This is a genomic window from Geoalkalibacter subterraneus (assembly GCF_000827125.1).
Taxonomy (GTDB): Bacteria; Desulfobacterota; Desulfuromonadia; order Desulfuromonadales; family Geoalkalibacteraceae; genus Geoalkalibacter_A; species Geoalkalibacter_A subterraneus.
Genome location: NZ_CP010311.1, coordinates 2,682,895 through 2,696,980, shown reverse-complemented (window position 1 = coordinate 2,696,980; position 14,086 = coordinate 2,682,895). Strand labels below are relative to the sequence as shown.

The window sequence follows — 14,086 nt, the reverse complement described above, 5'->3', positions numbered from 1 at the left end:
AACGAGCCATGATTCAGATGCAGTCAATGCTTGACGTGGCCGACAATTCCGGAGCTCGGAAATTGTGCTGTGTCAAGGTACTCGGTGGCTCCAAGCGTAAATACGCCGGTCTCGGCGATATTATTATCTGCTCGGTCAAAGAAGCCCTGCCGAATTCAAAAGTAAAAAAAGGCGACATCGTGCGTGCGGTGATTGTTCGGACTGCCAAGGAAGTGCCGCGTCCCGACGGGTCTTATATCCGTTTTGACAACAATTCCGCCGTGGTTGTTAATGCCGCGGGCGAGCCAGTGGGGACAAGGATTTTTGGTCCCGTGGCTCGTGAGCTTCGTGCGCGCCAGTTTATGAAAATTGTGTCGCTGGCCCCTGAGGTTCTTTGATCAGAGCCGATCGAACATTGGAGAGCAAAACCATGGCAACAAAAAAAATGCATGTCAAAACCAATGACATGGTGATGATAACCGCCGGAAAGGACCGCGGGAAAACCGGTAAGGTGCAGAAGATTTTTGCCGACAAGGGCCGTCTGATTGTTGAAAATGTCAACATGATCAAGCGGCACACCCGTCCCCGCCCAGGTCAGTCCGAGGGTGGAATTGTCGAGAAGGAAGCTCCTTTGGACGCTTCAAACGTTATGCTTGTCTGCCCGTCGTGCAGCAAGCCCGTTCGCACGGGCAAGCGCGTTCTCGATGACGGCAGCAAGGTGCGTTTCTGCAAAAAATGTAACGAAATTGTGGATAAGTAAGGGAGAAAATCCATGGCCAGGCTGAAGGAACATTTTGCCACTGACATCGCACCCAAGCTCATGAAGGAATTCCAGTACAAGAACGTCATGGAAGTCCCTCGTGTTGAGAAGGTTGTGGTCAACATGGGGCTTGGTGAGGCGATCCAGAATCCTAAACTTCTGGAATCCGCGGTGGAGGAACTGACCAAGATGACCGGTCAGCGGGCCGTCATCACCCGCGCCAAAAAGTCGATTGCCGGCTTTAAGCTGCGCGAGGGGATGCCTATTGGCTGCATGGTGACTCTGCGTCGCGCCAAAGCCTTCGAATTTCTCGATCGTCTCATCAATGTCGCTTTGCCCCGCGTTCGTGACTTCAAGGGTGTTTCACCCAAGGCTTTCGACGGGCGCGGTAATTACACTCTCGGGATTCGTGAGCAGATTATCTTTCCCGAAATCGATATTGATAAAATCGCCAAGGTCAGCGGGTTGAACATCAGCATTGTGACCACGGCTAAATCAGACGAAGAAGCCCGACAGCTTCTCGCAGGGCTTGGAATGCCCTTCAGGAAATAGTTTTTCAGCGACCGGAGGACGTTGTGGCAAAAAAATCGATGATGATCAAGGCCACCAGGCCTAAAAAATTCAAGGTGCGCGAATACAATCGCTGTCCTCTTTGCGGGCGGCCCCGTGCCTACTATCGTAAATTCAAAATGTGTCGTATCTGCCTGCGCAAGCTGGCATCCGAAGGTAAAATCCCCGGCGTTGTCAAGTCCAGCTGGTAGAGGGTTCTAGGAGTTGTCCCATGTCTATGACTGATCCCATTGCAGATCTTCTGACCCGCATTCGTAATGCGGGCACCGCCAAGCACGCCAGGGTCGACGTGCCGTCGTCCAACGTCAAGGTGGCTATTGCCACTGCCCTGAAAGAGCTTGGCTATATCAAAAACTTTAAAGTTATTAGCGATGACAAGCAGGGTGTTCTGCGCATTTATTTGCGTTATGACGATGACAACACCCATGTCATTCATGAAATTAAACGTGTCTCCACGCCTGGACGCCGCGTCTATGTGGGGAGCGATGAAATCCCTCAGGTGAAGAACGGTCTTGGCGCCGCGATTCTTTCAACATCGCGTGGTGTGCTTAATGATGTCGCTGCCCGTGAAGGAAAAATCGGCGGCGAAGTCATCTGCACCATCTGGTAGAGGGAAAAGGAGTTAATTGTCATGTCACGGATTGGGAAACTGCCTGTCCAGATTCCTGGCGGCGTCAAGATTGCTCTTCAGGGGATCAACATTAAAGTTGAAGGTCCCAAGGGTAAGTTGCAGCGCGATCTGCCGGAAAAAGTGAATATCGCCGTGGAGAGCGACACCGTTGTTGTTACTCCCCTCAGCCCTGACGCAAAAGATCGTTCCGTCCAGGGGTTGACGCGCACTCTCGTGGCCAACATGGTCGAAGGGGTTACTAACGGTTTTGAGAAGATTCTTGAAATCAGCGGCGTTGGCTACCGTGCAGACCTCAAGGGCGACGTTTTGAACCTTGCTCTCGGTTATTCGCACCCCATCGAGTATAAATTGCCTCAGGGGATCAGTGCCGAGGTTGAGAAGCAAACCAAGATCATTGTGCGCGGTATCGATAAGGAACTTGTCGGTGCGACGGCTGCAAAAATCCGTTCTTTTCGTGAGCCTGAGCCTTACAAGGGCAAAGGAATCAAGTATGCTGGTGAACGGATTATCCGCAAGGCCGGCAAGACCGGTAAGTAAATGAACGTTTACGCAATTCAGAAGACTTTTTCAGCATAAGGAGACAGGTTGTGAGTTTCGCACAGCAAAGAAGAAACGCGCGGCTCAAACGTAAAGCCAGGGTTCGCCGCAAAGTCCTGGGGGCCGCTGCTCGTCCGCGACTCTGTGTTTTTCGCAGCGCCAAGCACATTTATGCTCAGATTATCGATGATACCACCGGGACGACCCTGGCAGCTGTGTCCACGCTGAATCAGGAGGTGGGCGAGGGTTTGAAATCCTGCGGGAATGCGGAGGCTGCCAATGCCGTTGGTAAGTCCATCGCGCAGAAAGCTCTCGAGAAGGATATCAAAGAAGTTGTTTTTGACAGAAACGGTTTTTTGTATCATGGTCGCGTCAAAGCGTTGGCCGATGGTGCTCGTGAAGCCGGTCTGCTTTTCTAAAAAAGGAGATCACCCTTGCAGCGCAATGATCTGAATGAATCGAATCTTACTGATCGCGTGATCCATATTAACCGTAACGCCAAGGTCGTTAAGGGCGGCCGCCGTTTCAGTTTCTCGGCCCTTGTTGTGGTGGGAGACGGACAGGGCGGTGTTGGTGTCGGTCTTGGGAAAGCAAAAGAAGTCCCTGAGGCTATTCGCAAAGGCGTTGAAAAGGCCAAAAAGGACATGGTCAAGGTGCCGCTGGTTGAAGGTACCATTCCTTTCGATGTCCTTGGCAAATTCGGCGCAGGCAAGGTACTGCTCAAGCCTGCTTCAGCCGGTACCGGTGTGATTGCCGGGGGTGCAGCCCGTGCCATTCTTGAGGCTGCCGGTGTTGAGAACGTGTTGTCGAAGTGCCTCGGTTCTAATAACCCGCACAACGTTGTAAAGGCCACGATCAATGCGCTGACTCAGCTCAAGAGCGCAGAAACTATTCTGGCCCGCCGCGGAGTCGGTGCGCAGGACAACGCCTGAGAGCAAAAGGAGTGTTTGTGATGGGTGGCGAACTGAGAATCACATTGAAGAAAAGCGCTATCGGGCGCGATAAGTATTTCAGTAAGGTTCTTTGCGGACTTGGTCTGCGGCGTCTCAATCAGACTGTTACGCGGCGTGATTGTCCGGAGATCCGTGGCATGATCAACAAAATCTCCCACATGGTTGTGGTCGAGGAATAGCAGGTATCTATAAGGGACCAGATATGAACTTGAGTGAATTGCGGCCCGCTGCGGGCTCTAGAAAAGATCGCAAGAGGATCGGGCGCGGTGCCGGTTCCGGACTCGGTAAAACTTCCGGCAAGGGGCATAAGGGGCAGAATGCGCGTTCCGGCGGCGGTGTGAAAGCTGGGTTTGAAGGTGGTCAGATGCCTTTACAGCGCCGTCTCCCCAAGCGCGGATTCACCCCCCTGACCAAGAAGGTGTATTCGCTTGTGAATCTGCGTCAGCTGGAAAACTTCGAATCCGGAAGCACCGTCGATGCCGAAGCTCTCATCGCTGCTGGCATGATTAAGGCGGTGGCCGATGAAATCAAGATTCTTGGCGACGGTGAGTTGACCAAATCATTAACCGTCCAGGCACATAAATTCACCAAGTCGGCCGAGGAAAAAATTGTTGCGGCCGGCGGTAAAGCCGAGGTGATTTAAATTGATCTCGAGCCTGAGAAATATATTCAGTATCCCCGAACTTCGCCGGCGCATACTTTTTACGCTAGGTGTCCTGGTGGTTTACCGTATCGGTTGTCATATTCCGACTCCCGGTGTCGACAGCCAGGTTCTGGCCGGTTTTTTTCAAGGAACCGAGGGGACTCTTCTCGGGCTGGTCAGTGCTTTTACCGGTGGCGCCCTGGAGCGCATGACGGTTTTTGCTCTTGGGATCATGCCCTACATCAGTGCCTCCATTATTCTGCAGCTTCTCACGGTTGTTTTTGAGCCAATCGAGAAGCTTTCCAAGGAGGGTGAGGCCGGGAAGAAGAAGATTACCCAGTATACGCGGTACGGGACTATTGTTCTGTCGATCATTCAAGGTGCCGGTATCGCTGTCGGTCTTCAGACAATGCGGGGGCCCGCCGGAGAGATGGTGGTTCCCAACCCTGGTATGGGATTTATTCTTCTCACCATCATTACCCTGACTGCCGGTACCGCATTTATCATGTGGCTGGGAGAGCAGATCACCGAGCGTGGAATCGGCAACGGGATCTCTCTTATTATCTTCGCCGGAATTGTGGCGACGATTCCTTCTGCCATTGTTAATACCATGCGCTTGACCAGCACCGGTGCTCTTTCGCCTTTCGGGCTTATTGCTATCGGCGCCTTGATGATTGCGGTTGTCTGGGCAATCATTTTTATGGAGCGGGGACAGAGGAGAGTTCCCATCCACTATGCCCGTCGTGTTGTCGGCATGCGCAACCAGGGGGGGCAGAGCAGCCACCTCCCCCTCAAAGTGAATATGAGCGGTGTAATCCCTCCGATTTTCGCCAGCTCGATCATCATGTTTCCTGCGACGGTCGCTAATCTTGTGGATGTGCCCTGGGTGCAGAAAGTCGCATCCTACATGACGCCGGACCACATTATTTACAATGTTTTTTATGTTGCTTTTATCATTTTCTTCTGTTATTTCTACACGGCTGTTACCTTCAACCCTGTCGATGTGGCCGATAACGTAAAAAAACAGGGCGGCTACATTCCTGGTATCAGGCCGGGCAAGGAAACGGCGGAGTATCTCGATACCGTGCTGACCCGTTTAACATTTGCGGGCGCCCTCTATGTCTCCGCTGTCTGCGTTCTTCCGACAATTCTTATCGGGCAATTCAATGTTCCCTTCTTTTTCGGTGGAACTTCCTTGCTGATTGTCGTCGGTGTCGGGCTTGACACCGCTGCACAAATTGAAGCTCATCTTGTCAGTCGTTCTTATGAAGGGTTTATGCGTGGCGTAACCCTTAAGGGTCGGCGCGGCTAGAAGGAGATATTGTCCCATGAAATTGATTCTGCTTGGGCCTCCTGGGGCCGGCAAGGGGACTCAGGCGCAGATGTTGATGGAAAAGTTTTCCATTCCCCAGATTTCAACCGGGGATATTCTGCGTTCCGCTGTTAAAAATGCCACCCCGATGGGGGTTAAGGCGAAAGAGTATATGGATGCGGGAGCGCTCGTCCCCGACGATGTCGTTGTCGGGATTGTTCGTGAGCGCCTCCAGCAGGCTGATTGTGCTAACGGTTTTATTTTAGACGGTTTTCCGCGCACTGTTCCTCAGGCTGATGCCTTGACGGATACGTTGGACGAATTGTCTCTCGGGCTTGATGCGGTCATTTCGCTTGAAGTCGACACGGATGCGCTGGTCTCCAGGTTGACAGGGCGCCGTACATGCCCTTCCTGCGGCAAGGGCTACCATGTCGACTTCGATCCCCCTTCAAAGGGGGGTGTTTGCGATGCCTGTGGCGGCAATTTGGTGCAGCGTGATGACGACCGTGAGGAGACTATCCGTAAGCGCCTCGATGTCTACCGGGAACAGACTGCCCCGCTGGTCGATTATTATCGCAAGGGTGGTTTGCTGGTTGAGGTTGATGGGATGGCCGGCATTGACGAGGTTGGCCGCCAGATTCTGAGTATTCTCGAGGCACGATAAGGTGATCGTCCTCAAGTCACCTGAAGAGATCGACCGCATGCGCAAGGCCGGTCGCATCGTGGCTGAGGTGCTGGATAAAATCAGGGAAATGGTCGAGCCGGGGATTACGACCCTTGAGCTTGATCGTTTAGCTGAGGCCGAATGTGCAAAAAGGAAAGTCCGCCCTGCCTTCAAGGGGTATGGCGGTTTTCCTTTTACTATTTGCGCTTCGCCCAACAATAAGGTTGTTCACGGTTTTCCTGATTCGGTCCCTCTGCAGGAGGGCGACATTTTGAGTGTCGATTTCGGGGTGGTCGCTGACGGGTTTTACGGTGACTCCGCCGTGACTTTTGCAGTTGGACAGATCGACGAAAAAAGGCAGAAGCTGTTGACTGTGACGGAGTCTGCTCTTATGTGCGCCATTGAGGCGGCAGCGGCCGGTGCGCGTTTGTCGGATCTTTCACATGCTGTTCAGTCGCATGTTGAGCCTGCCGGTTTCAGCGTGGTGCGAGAGTTTGTAGGCCACGGAATCGGGCGCCAATTGCACGAAGCGCCGCAGTTGCCCAATTTTGGTCCTCCTGGTCATGGCCCGCGCCTTAAGGAAGGGATGGTGCTTGCCATTGAGCCTATGATCAATGCGGGCACGGCAGCCGTGAGTCTCGAACCCGATGGCTGGACCGCGATAACCGTGGATGGCGAGCCTTCTGCACACTTTGAACACACAGTGGCCATCACGCGGCATGGCGCTGAAATTTTAACTGCTCTGTAGCTTTTTTGCTCAACAGTCCGTAAGGGCTGTTCAGGGTAAACCCTCATTTGGTAAGGACGCTGAAAATGAAAGTTCGAGCTTCGGTGAAGTGCATCTGCGACAAGTGCAAGGTGATCCGGCGCAAGGGTGTCATTCGCATTATCTGTGACAACCCCAAGCATAAACAAAGACAAGGTTAACAGGATTAGGAGGGTCGGACATTGGCACGTATTGCTGGTATCGATTTGCCCAGAAACAAACGCATTGAGGTCGCTTTGACCTATATTTACGGTATTGGTCGCTCCAAGGCCAGAGAGATTCTGGCTCAGGCCGGGATCTCGTCCGACACCCGTTCGGATGACCTGGCTGAAACCGAAGTGGCCAAGATCCGTGAAATCATAGACCGTGAATTCAAGGTTGAAGGTGATTTGCGGCGTGAGGTAACCATGAACATCAAGCGTCTGATGGACCTCGGCTGCTATCGTGGGCTTCGCCATCGGCGCGGGTTGCCTGTGCGGGGTCAGAAAACCAAAACCAACGCGCGCACTCGTAAGGGACCGCGGAAAACGGTTGCCGGTAAGAAGAAATAATTGGAGGAACCATGGCTAAGCCTGGAAAAAAAACGGGAAGAAAAAAGCAGGAAAAAAAGAATATTGCCAAAGGTGTCGCTCACATCCAGGCCACCTTTAACAATACCATTATTACGATTACCGACATCGCCGGCAATGTTGTCTCATGGGCGACTGCCGGGGGGATGGGGTTTAAGGGGTCTCGCAAAAGCACTCCTTTTGCTGCTCAGATCGCCGCGGAAACTGCTGCGAAGAAAGCCCAGGAGCATGGCATGCGTTCGATTGAGGTGTTTGTCAAGGGCCCCGGTTCTGGTCGTGAGTCCGCTGTGCGTGCCCTGCAGGCCGCAGGTTTTTCCGTCTCAATGATCAAGGACGTCACGCCTATCCCTCACAACGGCTGCCGGCCGCCCAAACGTAGAAGAGTTTAATCCGAGAAGGAGGAAGAACCTTGGCTAGATATACCGGTTCAGTTTGCCGTTTTTGCCGTCGTGAAACGACTAAGCTGTTTCTTAAAGGGGACAGGTGTCATACAGACAAATGCGCCATTGAGCGCCGCAACTACGCACCCGGACAGCATGGGCAGGGGCGGATCAAGGTCTCGGATTACGGCACCCAGTTGCGCGAAAAACAGAAGATGAAGCGGACCTACGGTCTTCTTGAGGGGCAGTTCCGTGCCTATTTCAAGCGTGCCGACCGCATGAAGGGCGTAACCGGTGAAAACCTGTTGATCCTCCTTGAGCGGCGTCTTGACAGTATTGTGTACCGTCTGGGCTTTGCAACCTCACGCAAGGAGGCCCGTCAGCTTGTTCGACACAACCACTTCAAGGTCAATGGCCGCAAGGTCAATATTCCTTCTTTCCTGGTTCGCCCCGGTGACGTGATCGAACTGCGAGAGAAGAGCCGCGAAGTCGCCCGTGTCAATGAAGCTCTTGACGGGGTCATGCGTCGCGGCGTTCCTTCCTGGCTCGAACTCGACCGGCCTGCTTTCAAAGGCAGCCTGAAGTCCTTGCCGGTACGTGAAGAGTTGACGACTCCTGCTTTCCAAGAGAAGCTGATCGTCGAGCTCTACTCCAAGTAATCGTTGCCTTTTCAGGTAGCGAAATCGCAAGGGAGGATCAAGTATGTATAAAAACTGGAGAGACCTGATTAAGCCCAAGCGTCTCCAGGTTGACACGGATACCCTCAGCGACACCTACGGAAAATTCACTGCTGAGCCCTTTGAGCGTGGATTCGCCACGACCATGGGGAACTCTCTTCGCCGCATCCTGCTTTCTTCGCTGCAGGGAGCTGCGATTACGTCAGTGCGTATCAAGGGCGTTTTGCATGAATTTTCTTCTGTTCCCGGTGTGACTGAGGATGCATCCGATATCATTCTGAATCTTAAAGGGGTCAGGCTGCGTCTTCATGGACACGAGGATCGCAGCATCCGCATAGTCAAAAAGGGCTCAGGAATCATTAAGGCAGGGGATATCATTACCGACTCCAATGTCGAAATCATGAATCCCGAGCACCACATCGCCACATGCGGGGATGATGCCGATGTAGAGATGGACATGACGGTCAAGCTTGGTAAGGGATACGTGCCCGCCGAGCGTAACCGGGACGAAAAAGCCCCGGTTGGATCCATTGCGACGGATGCCCTGTTTTCTCCGATCAAGAAGGTCAACTTCACGGTCAGCAATGCTCGTGTCGGTCAGATTACCGACTACGACAAGCTTGTGCTGGAAGTACAGACCGACGGCAGTGTTCGCCCTGATGACGCTGTGGCCTTTGCCGCAAAGATTCTCAAGGAGCACCTGCAGCTCTTCATCAACTTTGACGAAGGCATTGAGCCTCCGGAAGAGGAAAATGAAGAGGAAGGCAAGAAGATCAACGAAAATCTGTATCGCAGTGTGGATGAACTTGAGCTTTCCGTGCGCGCTGCTAATTGTCTCAAAAACGCCAATATCCAGCTGATCGGCGATCTCGTTCAAAAGTCTGAGGCTGAAATGCTCAAAACCCAGAATTTTGGACGTAAGTCACTCAATGAAATTAAGGACATCCTGGCCGAGATGGGCCTGTCGCTTGGAATGAAGCTGGAGAACTTCCCGGACCCTGAATATCTTCGCATGATTCAGAAGGGTGACGAGGAAGATTGATCGAACCGACAGTAAGAAAGTGAGGAAATAGCAATGCGTCACAATAAGGCAGGAAAAAGGCTCGGTCGTAACTCCAGCCACCGTCGCGCAATGATGCGCAACATGGTGACTTCTCTGCTTGAGCACGATCGGATCACGACAACCGATGCTCGGGCCAAGGAACTGCGCAAGCTTGCCGACCGCATGATCACACTCGCCAAGCGCGGTGACCTGCATGCCCGTCGGCAGGCGCTGCAGGTCGTGCAGGACAGAAAAGTCGTTGCTAAGCTTTTCGACCGTCTTGCGCCCCGTTACCAGGAGCGTCCCGGCGGCTACACCCGCATCATCAAGCTGGGCTCCCGCCCTGGCGACAACGCCTCCTTGTCCATCATCGAGCTGGTCGAAGAGGAATATTCCGCACAGCCGACCGGAACCGGAGATGAGGGTTCTTCTTCTGCAGAAAAATCCGAAGGCACGCCTCAAGGCGCCGACGAGCAAGCCAAAGAAGCTTAGAGACATCAGGTATATGCACTAATAAAGGCAAGGGTTTTTCCCTTGCCTTTTTTAGTCTGTGGCTTAAAACGGCGGTTCGGCACTCCTGGACGTTGTTGACCGGTTTGACCTGAAGATGCTATTGTGCTCCGATTATCCTCAGGAGTTTACATGATTTCCCCCACCATCGAAGAATTCACCCGACTTGCCCAGCGAGGCAACCTGATCCCGGTTTTTCGGGAGATTTTCGCCGATATGGAAACGCCGGTCTCTGCCTTCTATAAGATCAACCGTGGCTGCAGTAACGCCTTTTTACTTGAAAGCGTCGAGGGGGGTGAAAAGTGGGGTCGCTACTCTTTTCTCGCAGCCGGAGAAGGGCGTCTTTACCGCTCCAAGGATACTTTTTACGAGATTTTATCCGGCGACAAGATCCTTGAACAGGGACATTGCGATGACCCCCTTCAGCGCCTGAAGGAGTGGATCTCTATCTATCAGCCGGTTGAGGTCGATGGTTTGCCACGATTCAGCGGCGGCGCTGTCGGATACCTCGGTTATGATATGGTTCGTTTTATCGAGAACCTGCCATCCTCAAAACCGCGCGAGATTGATGCCTATGACAGTTGCTTTCTCCTGGCGGATGATCTTTATATTTTTGACAGTAAAAAACAAAAGATTCTCGTTGTTGCCAACGTCCACCTTGATTCGGGCCGCGATCTGAAAAAGTTGTACCAGGAAGGTCTCGATCGGGTGGACGCGATGGTAGCCCGATTGCGGAACGCGAGTTCCGCCTATTCCCTGCATTCAGGTGGAGATCCTTCTCTATCCCCACTGCAGCTTGAGTCCAACTTTTCTAAAGTTCAATTTATTGACGCCGTAGAACGCTGCAAAGAGTATGTGCTCGCCGGCGATATCATCCAAGTGGTCCTTTCCCAGCGGTTCACCGCTGCGCTGGATGTGGCGCCTTTTGATATCTATCGTGCTCTGCGTACCGTCAATCCCTCCCCCTACATGTTTTACCTGCGATTCAACGACACTCTGGTTATTGGTGCCTCACCCGAGGTTCTCGTACGTAAGGAGGGTGATCGGGCCGAAGTTCGCCCCATCGCCGGAACCCGCCCTAGAGGGAAGAGCCCCGAAGATGACGAACGGTTGTCCGATGAACTCCTGGCTGACCCAAAGGAGTGTGCTGAACATGTAATGCTGGTCGACCTGGCCCGCAACGATCTCGGGCGGGTCTGCGCGACAGGCTCAGTTGAGGTCAGTGAGTTCAAAACGGTCGAGCGCTACAGCCACGTTATGCATATCGTGTCAAATGTTCGAGGGCGGGTGCAGGACGAGCTTGATTCCTTCGATGTGTTCCGGGCCGCCTTCCCTGCTGGAACGCTCAGCGGAGCACCCAAGGTCCGTGCCATGCAGATTATCGATGAGCTTGAGCCCTGCCGCCGTGAGATTTATGGCGGTGCCGTCGGTTATTTCTCTTTTTCGGGGAATATGGATATGGCCATCGCAATCCGGACCCTGGTTGTTCAGGATGGCCGGATCCACCTTCAGGCGGGTGCGGGGATCGTTGCAGACTCCAATCCTGAATCCGAGTTTCAGGAAACGGTCAACAAGGCGCGAGCCGTCGTTCAAAGCATTGAGATTGCCCGGCAAGGACTCGACTGACATGCTGCTGATGATTGATAACTACGATTCCTTCACCTATAACCTGGTGCAGTATTTCCGTGAACTGGGGGAAGAGGTCGAGATTTACCGCAATGACAAGATCTCTCTGGAGGAGATCGAGCGTAAAGCACCACGGCGGCTCGTCGTTTCCCCGGGCCCCTGTACGCCGGACCAGGCGGGCATCTCCGTTTCAGCGATCCGCAGATTTCTCGGACGCATTCCTACGCTTGGTGTCTGCCTTGGTCACCAGTGTATTGGACAGGCGCTGGGTGGCCGCGTGGTTCGTGCGGGGCGCTTGATGCACGGCAAGACCAGCGATGTTTTTCATGACGGGAAAGGATTGTTTGCCGGGATCGACAACCCTTTTGCCGCCACGCGCTACCATTCTCTGATCGTTGAGCGGGATACGCTGCCGGCCTGTTTGGAAATCAGTGCCTGGACGGAGGAAAACGAAATCATGGCGGTGACCCATCGTGAACAGCCGCTGTGGGGAATTCAATACCATCCCGAATCGATTCTGACCCTGACAGGGAAGCGCCAGTTGGAAAATTTTCTGGAGATGACCTGAAAAGGTCACTGAATAAGAAACGGAGCGGCCATGATAAAACAGGCAATCGCGCAAGTTGTCGAAGGAAACGACCTGCCGGAGGCGCAAATGTTAGAAGTGATGGACCAGATCATGGGAGGTGAAGCCACTCCGGCTCAGATCGGCTCCTTTATCACCGCCATGCGCATGAAGGGGGAGACGGTGGAGGAGATTGCCGGCGCCGCCAAAGTCATGCGTGCCCATGCCACCCCGATCCGTGTCGGCGGGGTACTCGATCTTGACCGCGATGAAATCAATATCGATCGCGAGACGATTCTCGACACCTGCGGGACCGGCGGCAGCGGTACCAAGACCTTCAATGTCTCGACCACGGTGGCGTTCATTGTCGCCGCCTGCGGAGTCAAGGTGGCCAAGCACGGCAACCGCAGCGTGTCTTCGGCCTGCGGCAGTGCCGATGTCCTGGAGCATCTGGGGGTCAATCTCGAGGTGTCGCCGTCGGTGGTCGAAAACTGCATCGACGAACTCGGCATCGGTTTTCTGTACGCCCCGGCGCTGCACGGCGCCATGAAATACGCCATCGGGCCACGCAAAGAGATCGGTATCCGCACCATTTTCAATATTCTCGGCCCCTTGACCAACCCGGCCGGGGCCAACCGCCAGGTGCTTGGCGTCTATCGCCCGTCGTTGGTCACTCCCATGGCTCAGGTCCTCTCGCGTCTGGGTTGCCGCCGCGGTTTTGTGGTGCACGGCTGCGACGGGATGGATGAGGTGACGCTGACAGGGCCTACCTATATTGCCGAAATCAACGGGGGAAAGGTTAACGCTTATGATGTTGCCCCGGAGGATTTCGGCCTCAAGCGTTGCAAGTTGGACGAACTGCGCGGCGGAGATGCGGCCTGCAATGCCGAAATCGTACGCGGCATCCTCAAGGGGGACAAAGGTCCACGCCGCGATATCGTTATCCTGAATGCCGCCTTCTCTCTGTGCGCGGCTGAAATTGCCGATGACATCCCGCAGGGGCTGAAAATGGCGGCGGAAGCGGTGGATAGCGGCCGGGCTCTGGAGCGGCTCGAAGGCTTGGTCCGCCTGACCAATGAAATAACCTGAAAGAAAGGTTTTTCGTGATACTTGATCGTATACTGGAGCGCAAGCGCGAAGAGGTTGCCGAAGCATGCAGCCGCGTGCCGCTGATTGAGCAGAAAAAGCGTGTGGCGGATCAGGAGCCGGTGCGTTCTTTTGCGACCGCCCTTGCCGACAGGGCGCGCGAGCAAACGGCCATCATAGCGGAGGTAAAAAAAGGATCGCCGTCCAAAGGGGTGATCCGCGTCGATTTTGATCCTCTTGCCATTGCCCGGGTCTATTATCGCGCCGGCGCAGCCTGTCTATCGGTTCTGACGGACCGCGATTTCTTCATGGGCGATCTGTCTTATCTCTCCCTGATTCGCACCGCCGTACCGCTGCCGCTTTTACGCAAGGATTTTATCATTGATGCCTACCAGCTTTACGAAGCGCGCAATGCGGGGGCGGACGCGGTCCTGCTGATCGCCGCAGCTCTCGTTGATTCGCGCCTGAATGAATTCAGTGAGCTGGCAGTGGAACTCGGCCTCGATGTGCTCCTTGAAGTTCACGATGAGTCTGAGTTGGAGCGGGCGCTGTCAACATCTGCCCCGTTGATCGGCATCAACAACCGCAACCTGTCCACTTTCGTGACCGATCTTGCCGTGACCGAACGCCTCTTGCCTCAAGTGCCCCCGGGGCGACTGATTGTTTCCGAAAGCGGCATCAACAGTCGTGCCGACATCGAACGGTTGCAGAGGGCAGGTGCCGACGCGTTTCTGGTGGGCGAGAGCCTCATGCGGTGCAACGATATCGCGACAAAACTGCAAAGCCTGCTGGGTGCTGTGAAGGAGAAGGTTTGAA

General features: G+C 54.0%; 23 protein-coding genes. All 23 read left to right on the top strand.

What is annotated here, in order from left to right; all coding sequences use genetic code 11:
- Positions 1-8: 8 nt before the first annotated feature.
- The 23 genes from rplN to trpC all read left to right on the top strand — a co-directional run bounded on the left by rplN (position 9) and on the right by trpC (position 14,085).
- The gene (gene rplN, locus GSUB_RS12600) at positions 9-377 is read left to right on the top strand and encodes a 50S ribosomal protein L14 (RefSeq protein WP_040201080.1); all 369 of its coding nucleotides are present in this window, start codon (positions 9-11) and stop codon (positions 375-377) included.
- Positions 378-409: 32 nt separating this feature from the next.
- Positions 410-739 (top strand): 50S ribosomal protein L24, encoded by a 330-nt coding sequence (gene rplX, locus GSUB_RS12595; RefSeq protein ID WP_144402013.1) that lies wholly within the window; start codon positions 410-412, stop codon positions 737-739.
- A 12-nt stretch (positions 740-751) separates the two neighbouring features.
- Positions 752-1,291 (top strand): 50S ribosomal protein L5, encoded by a 540-nt coding sequence (gene rplE / locus GSUB_RS12590; protein ID WP_040201079.1) that lies wholly within the window; start codon positions 752-754, stop codon positions 1,289-1,291.
- A 23-nt stretch (positions 1,292-1,314) separates the two neighbouring features.
- Positions 1,315-1,500 carry a type Z 30S ribosomal protein S14 gene (locus tag GSUB_RS12585; protein WP_040201078.1) on the top strand — a complete coding sequence of 62 codons (186 nt, stop codon included), beginning with the start codon at positions 1,315-1,317 and terminating at the stop codon, positions 1,498-1,500.
- 20 nt (positions 1,501-1,520) lie between these two features.
- Positions 1,521-1,919 (top strand): 30S ribosomal protein S8, encoded by a 399-nt coding sequence (gene rpsH, locus GSUB_RS12580; RefSeq protein ID WP_040201077.1) that lies wholly within the window; start codon positions 1,521-1,523, stop codon positions 1,917-1,919.
- A 21-nt stretch (positions 1,920-1,940) separates the two neighbouring features.
- Positions 1,941-2,477 (top strand): 50S ribosomal protein L6, encoded by a 537-nt coding sequence (gene rplF / locus GSUB_RS12575; protein ID WP_040201075.1) that lies wholly within the window; start codon positions 1,941-1,943, stop codon positions 2,475-2,477.
- 50 nt (positions 2,478-2,527) lie between these two features.
- On the top strand, positions 2,528-2,896 hold the full coding sequence (rplR, locus tag GSUB_RS12570; protein WP_040201074.1) for a 50S ribosomal protein L18: 369 nt from the start codon (positions 2,528-2,530) through the stop codon (positions 2,894-2,896).
- A 15-nt stretch (positions 2,897-2,911) separates the two neighbouring features.
- Entirely contained in the window at positions 2,912-3,409 is a 498-nt protein-coding gene (rpsE, locus tag GSUB_RS12565; RefSeq protein WP_040201073.1) for a 30S ribosomal protein S5, read from the top strand.
- 20 nt (positions 3,410-3,429) lie between these two features.
- On the top strand, positions 3,430-3,609 hold the full coding sequence (gene rpmD / locus GSUB_RS12560) for a 50S ribosomal protein L30 (RefSeq protein WP_040201072.1): 180 nt from the start codon (positions 3,430-3,432) through the stop codon (positions 3,607-3,609).
- 23 nt (positions 3,610-3,632) lie between these two features.
- On the top strand, positions 3,633-4,073 hold the full coding sequence (rplO, locus tag GSUB_RS12555) for a 50S ribosomal protein L15 (protein ID WP_040201070.1): 441 nt from the start codon (positions 3,633-3,635) through the stop codon (positions 4,071-4,073).
- 1 nt (position 4,074) lies between these two features.
- On the top strand, positions 4,075-5,385 hold the full coding sequence (secY, locus tag GSUB_RS12550; protein WP_040201068.1) for a preprotein translocase subunit SecY: 1,311 nt from the start codon (positions 4,075-4,077) through the stop codon (positions 5,383-5,385).
- A gap of 16 nt (positions 5,386-5,401) precedes the next feature.
- Positions 5,402-6,049, top strand: a complete 648-nt coding sequence (locus GSUB_RS12545) for an adenylate kinase (RefSeq protein ID WP_040201067.1) — start codon at positions 5,402-5,404, stop codon at positions 6,047-6,049.
- A 1-nt stretch (position 6,050) separates the two neighbouring features.
- Positions 6,051-6,797 (top strand): type I methionyl aminopeptidase, encoded by a 747-nt coding sequence (gene map / locus GSUB_RS12540; RefSeq protein WP_040201066.1) that lies wholly within the window; start codon positions 6,051-6,053, stop codon positions 6,795-6,797.
- A 65-nt stretch (positions 6,798-6,862) separates the two neighbouring features.
- Positions 6,863-6,976 (top strand): 50S ribosomal protein L36, encoded by a 114-nt coding sequence (rpmJ, locus tag GSUB_RS12535; RefSeq protein ID WP_040201065.1) that lies wholly within the window; start codon positions 6,863-6,865, stop codon positions 6,974-6,976.
- 21 nt (positions 6,977-6,997) lie between these two features.
- On the top strand, positions 6,998-7,366 hold the full coding sequence (gene rpsM, locus GSUB_RS12530) for a 30S ribosomal protein S13 (RefSeq protein ID WP_040201064.1): 369 nt from the start codon (positions 6,998-7,000) through the stop codon (positions 7,364-7,366).
- A gap of 11 nt (positions 7,367-7,377) precedes the next feature.
- The gene (rpsK, locus tag GSUB_RS12525) at positions 7,378-7,773 is read left to right on the top strand and encodes a 30S ribosomal protein S11 (protein WP_040201062.1); all 396 of its coding nucleotides are present in this window, start codon (positions 7,378-7,380) and stop codon (positions 7,771-7,773) included.
- Between the two features lie 20 nt (positions 7,774-7,793).
- A complete protein-coding gene (rpsD, locus tag GSUB_RS12520; protein ID WP_040201061.1) occupies positions 7,794-8,423 on the top strand; it encodes a 30S ribosomal protein S4 in 630 nt (209 codons plus the stop codon).
- A 43-nt stretch (positions 8,424-8,466) separates the two neighbouring features.
- Complete coding sequence (locus tag GSUB_RS12515) at positions 8,467-9,483, top strand: DNA-directed RNA polymerase subunit alpha (RefSeq protein ID WP_040201059.1); 1,017 nt, start codon at positions 8,467-8,469, stop codon at positions 9,481-9,483.
- Positions 9,484-9,516: 33 nt separating this feature from the next.
- Positions 9,517-9,975, top strand: coding sequence for a 50S ribosomal protein L17 (gene rplQ / locus GSUB_RS12510; protein WP_084212030.1), 459 nt, complete (start codon positions 9,517-9,519; stop codon positions 9,973-9,975).
- Between the two features lie 150 nt (positions 9,976-10,125).
- Positions 10,126-11,619, top strand: coding sequence for an anthranilate synthase component I (gene trpE / locus GSUB_RS12505; RefSeq protein WP_040201058.1), 1,494 nt, complete (start codon positions 10,126-10,128; stop codon positions 11,617-11,619).
- Position 11,620: 1 nt separating this feature from the next.
- Positions 11,621-12,187 (top strand): anthranilate synthase component II, encoded by a 567-nt coding sequence (locus GSUB_RS12500; RefSeq protein ID WP_040201057.1) that lies wholly within the window; start codon positions 11,621-11,623, stop codon positions 12,185-12,187.
- A gap of 30 nt (positions 12,188-12,217) precedes the next feature.
- A complete protein-coding gene (gene trpD, locus GSUB_RS12495; protein WP_040201055.1) occupies positions 12,218-13,273 on the top strand; it encodes an anthranilate phosphoribosyltransferase in 1,056 nt (351 codons plus the stop codon).
- Between the two features lie 14 nt (positions 13,274-13,287).
- On the top strand, positions 13,288-14,085 hold the full coding sequence (gene trpC, locus GSUB_RS12490) for an indole-3-glycerol phosphate synthase TrpC (RefSeq protein WP_040201053.1): 798 nt from the start codon (positions 13,288-13,290) through the stop codon (positions 14,083-14,085).
- Position 14,086: the final 1 nt, after the last annotated feature.

Excerpts from the sequence above, each read along its gene's own strand:
- GSUB_RS12515 (WP_040201059.1), top strand. The coding sequence starts at position 8,467 with ATGTATAAAAACTGGAGAGACCTGATTAAGCCCAAGCGTCTCCAGGTT.
- rpsH (WP_040201077.1), top strand. The coding sequence starts at position 1,521 with ATGTCTATGACTGATCCCATTGCAGATCTTCTGACCCGCATTCGTAAT.
- GSUB_RS12545 (WP_040201067.1), top strand. The coding sequence starts at position 5,402 with ATGAAATTGATTCTGCTTGGGCCTCCTGGGGCCGGCAAGGGGACTCAG.
- trpD (WP_040201055.1), top strand. The coding sequence starts at position 12,218 with ATGATAAAACAGGCAATCGCGCAAGTTGTCGAAGGAAACGACCTGCCG.
- rpmD (WP_040201072.1), top strand. The coding sequence starts at position 3,430 with ATGGGTGGCGAACTGAGAATCACATTGAAGAAAAGCGCTATCGGGCGC.
- rplE (WP_040201079.1), top strand. The coding sequence starts at position 752 with ATGGCCAGGCTGAAGGAACATTTTGCCACTGACATCGCACCCAAGCTC.
- rpmJ (WP_040201065.1), top strand. The coding sequence starts at position 6,863 with ATGAAAGTTCGAGCTTCGGTGAAGTGCATCTGCGACAAGTGCAAGGTG.
- rplN (WP_040201080.1), top strand. The coding sequence starts at position 9 with ATGATTCAGATGCAGTCAATGCTTGACGTGGCCGACAATTCCGGAGCT.
- trpE (WP_040201058.1), top strand. The coding sequence starts at position 10,126 with ATGATTTCCCCCACCATCGAAGAATTCACCCGACTTGCCCAGCGAGGC.
- rplQ (WP_084212030.1), top strand. The coding sequence starts at position 9,517 with ATGCGTCACAATAAGGCAGGAAAAAGGCTCGGTCGTAACTCCAGCCAC.
- GSUB_RS12500 (WP_040201057.1), top strand. The coding sequence starts at position 11,621 with ATGCTGCTGATGATTGATAACTACGATTCCTTCACCTATAACCTGGTG.
- rplO (WP_040201070.1), top strand. The coding sequence starts at position 3,633 with ATGAACTTGAGTGAATTGCGGCCCGCTGCGGGCTCTAGAAAAGATCGC.
- rplX (WP_144402013.1), top strand. The coding sequence starts at position 410 with ATGGCAACAAAAAAAATGCATGTCAAAACCAATGACATGGTGATGATA.
- rplF (WP_040201075.1), top strand. The coding sequence starts at position 1,941 with ATGTCACGGATTGGGAAACTGCCTGTCCAGATTCCTGGCGGCGTCAAG.
- rpsK (WP_040201062.1), top strand. The coding sequence starts at position 7,378 with ATGGCTAAGCCTGGAAAAAAAACGGGAAGAAAAAAGCAGGAAAAAAAG.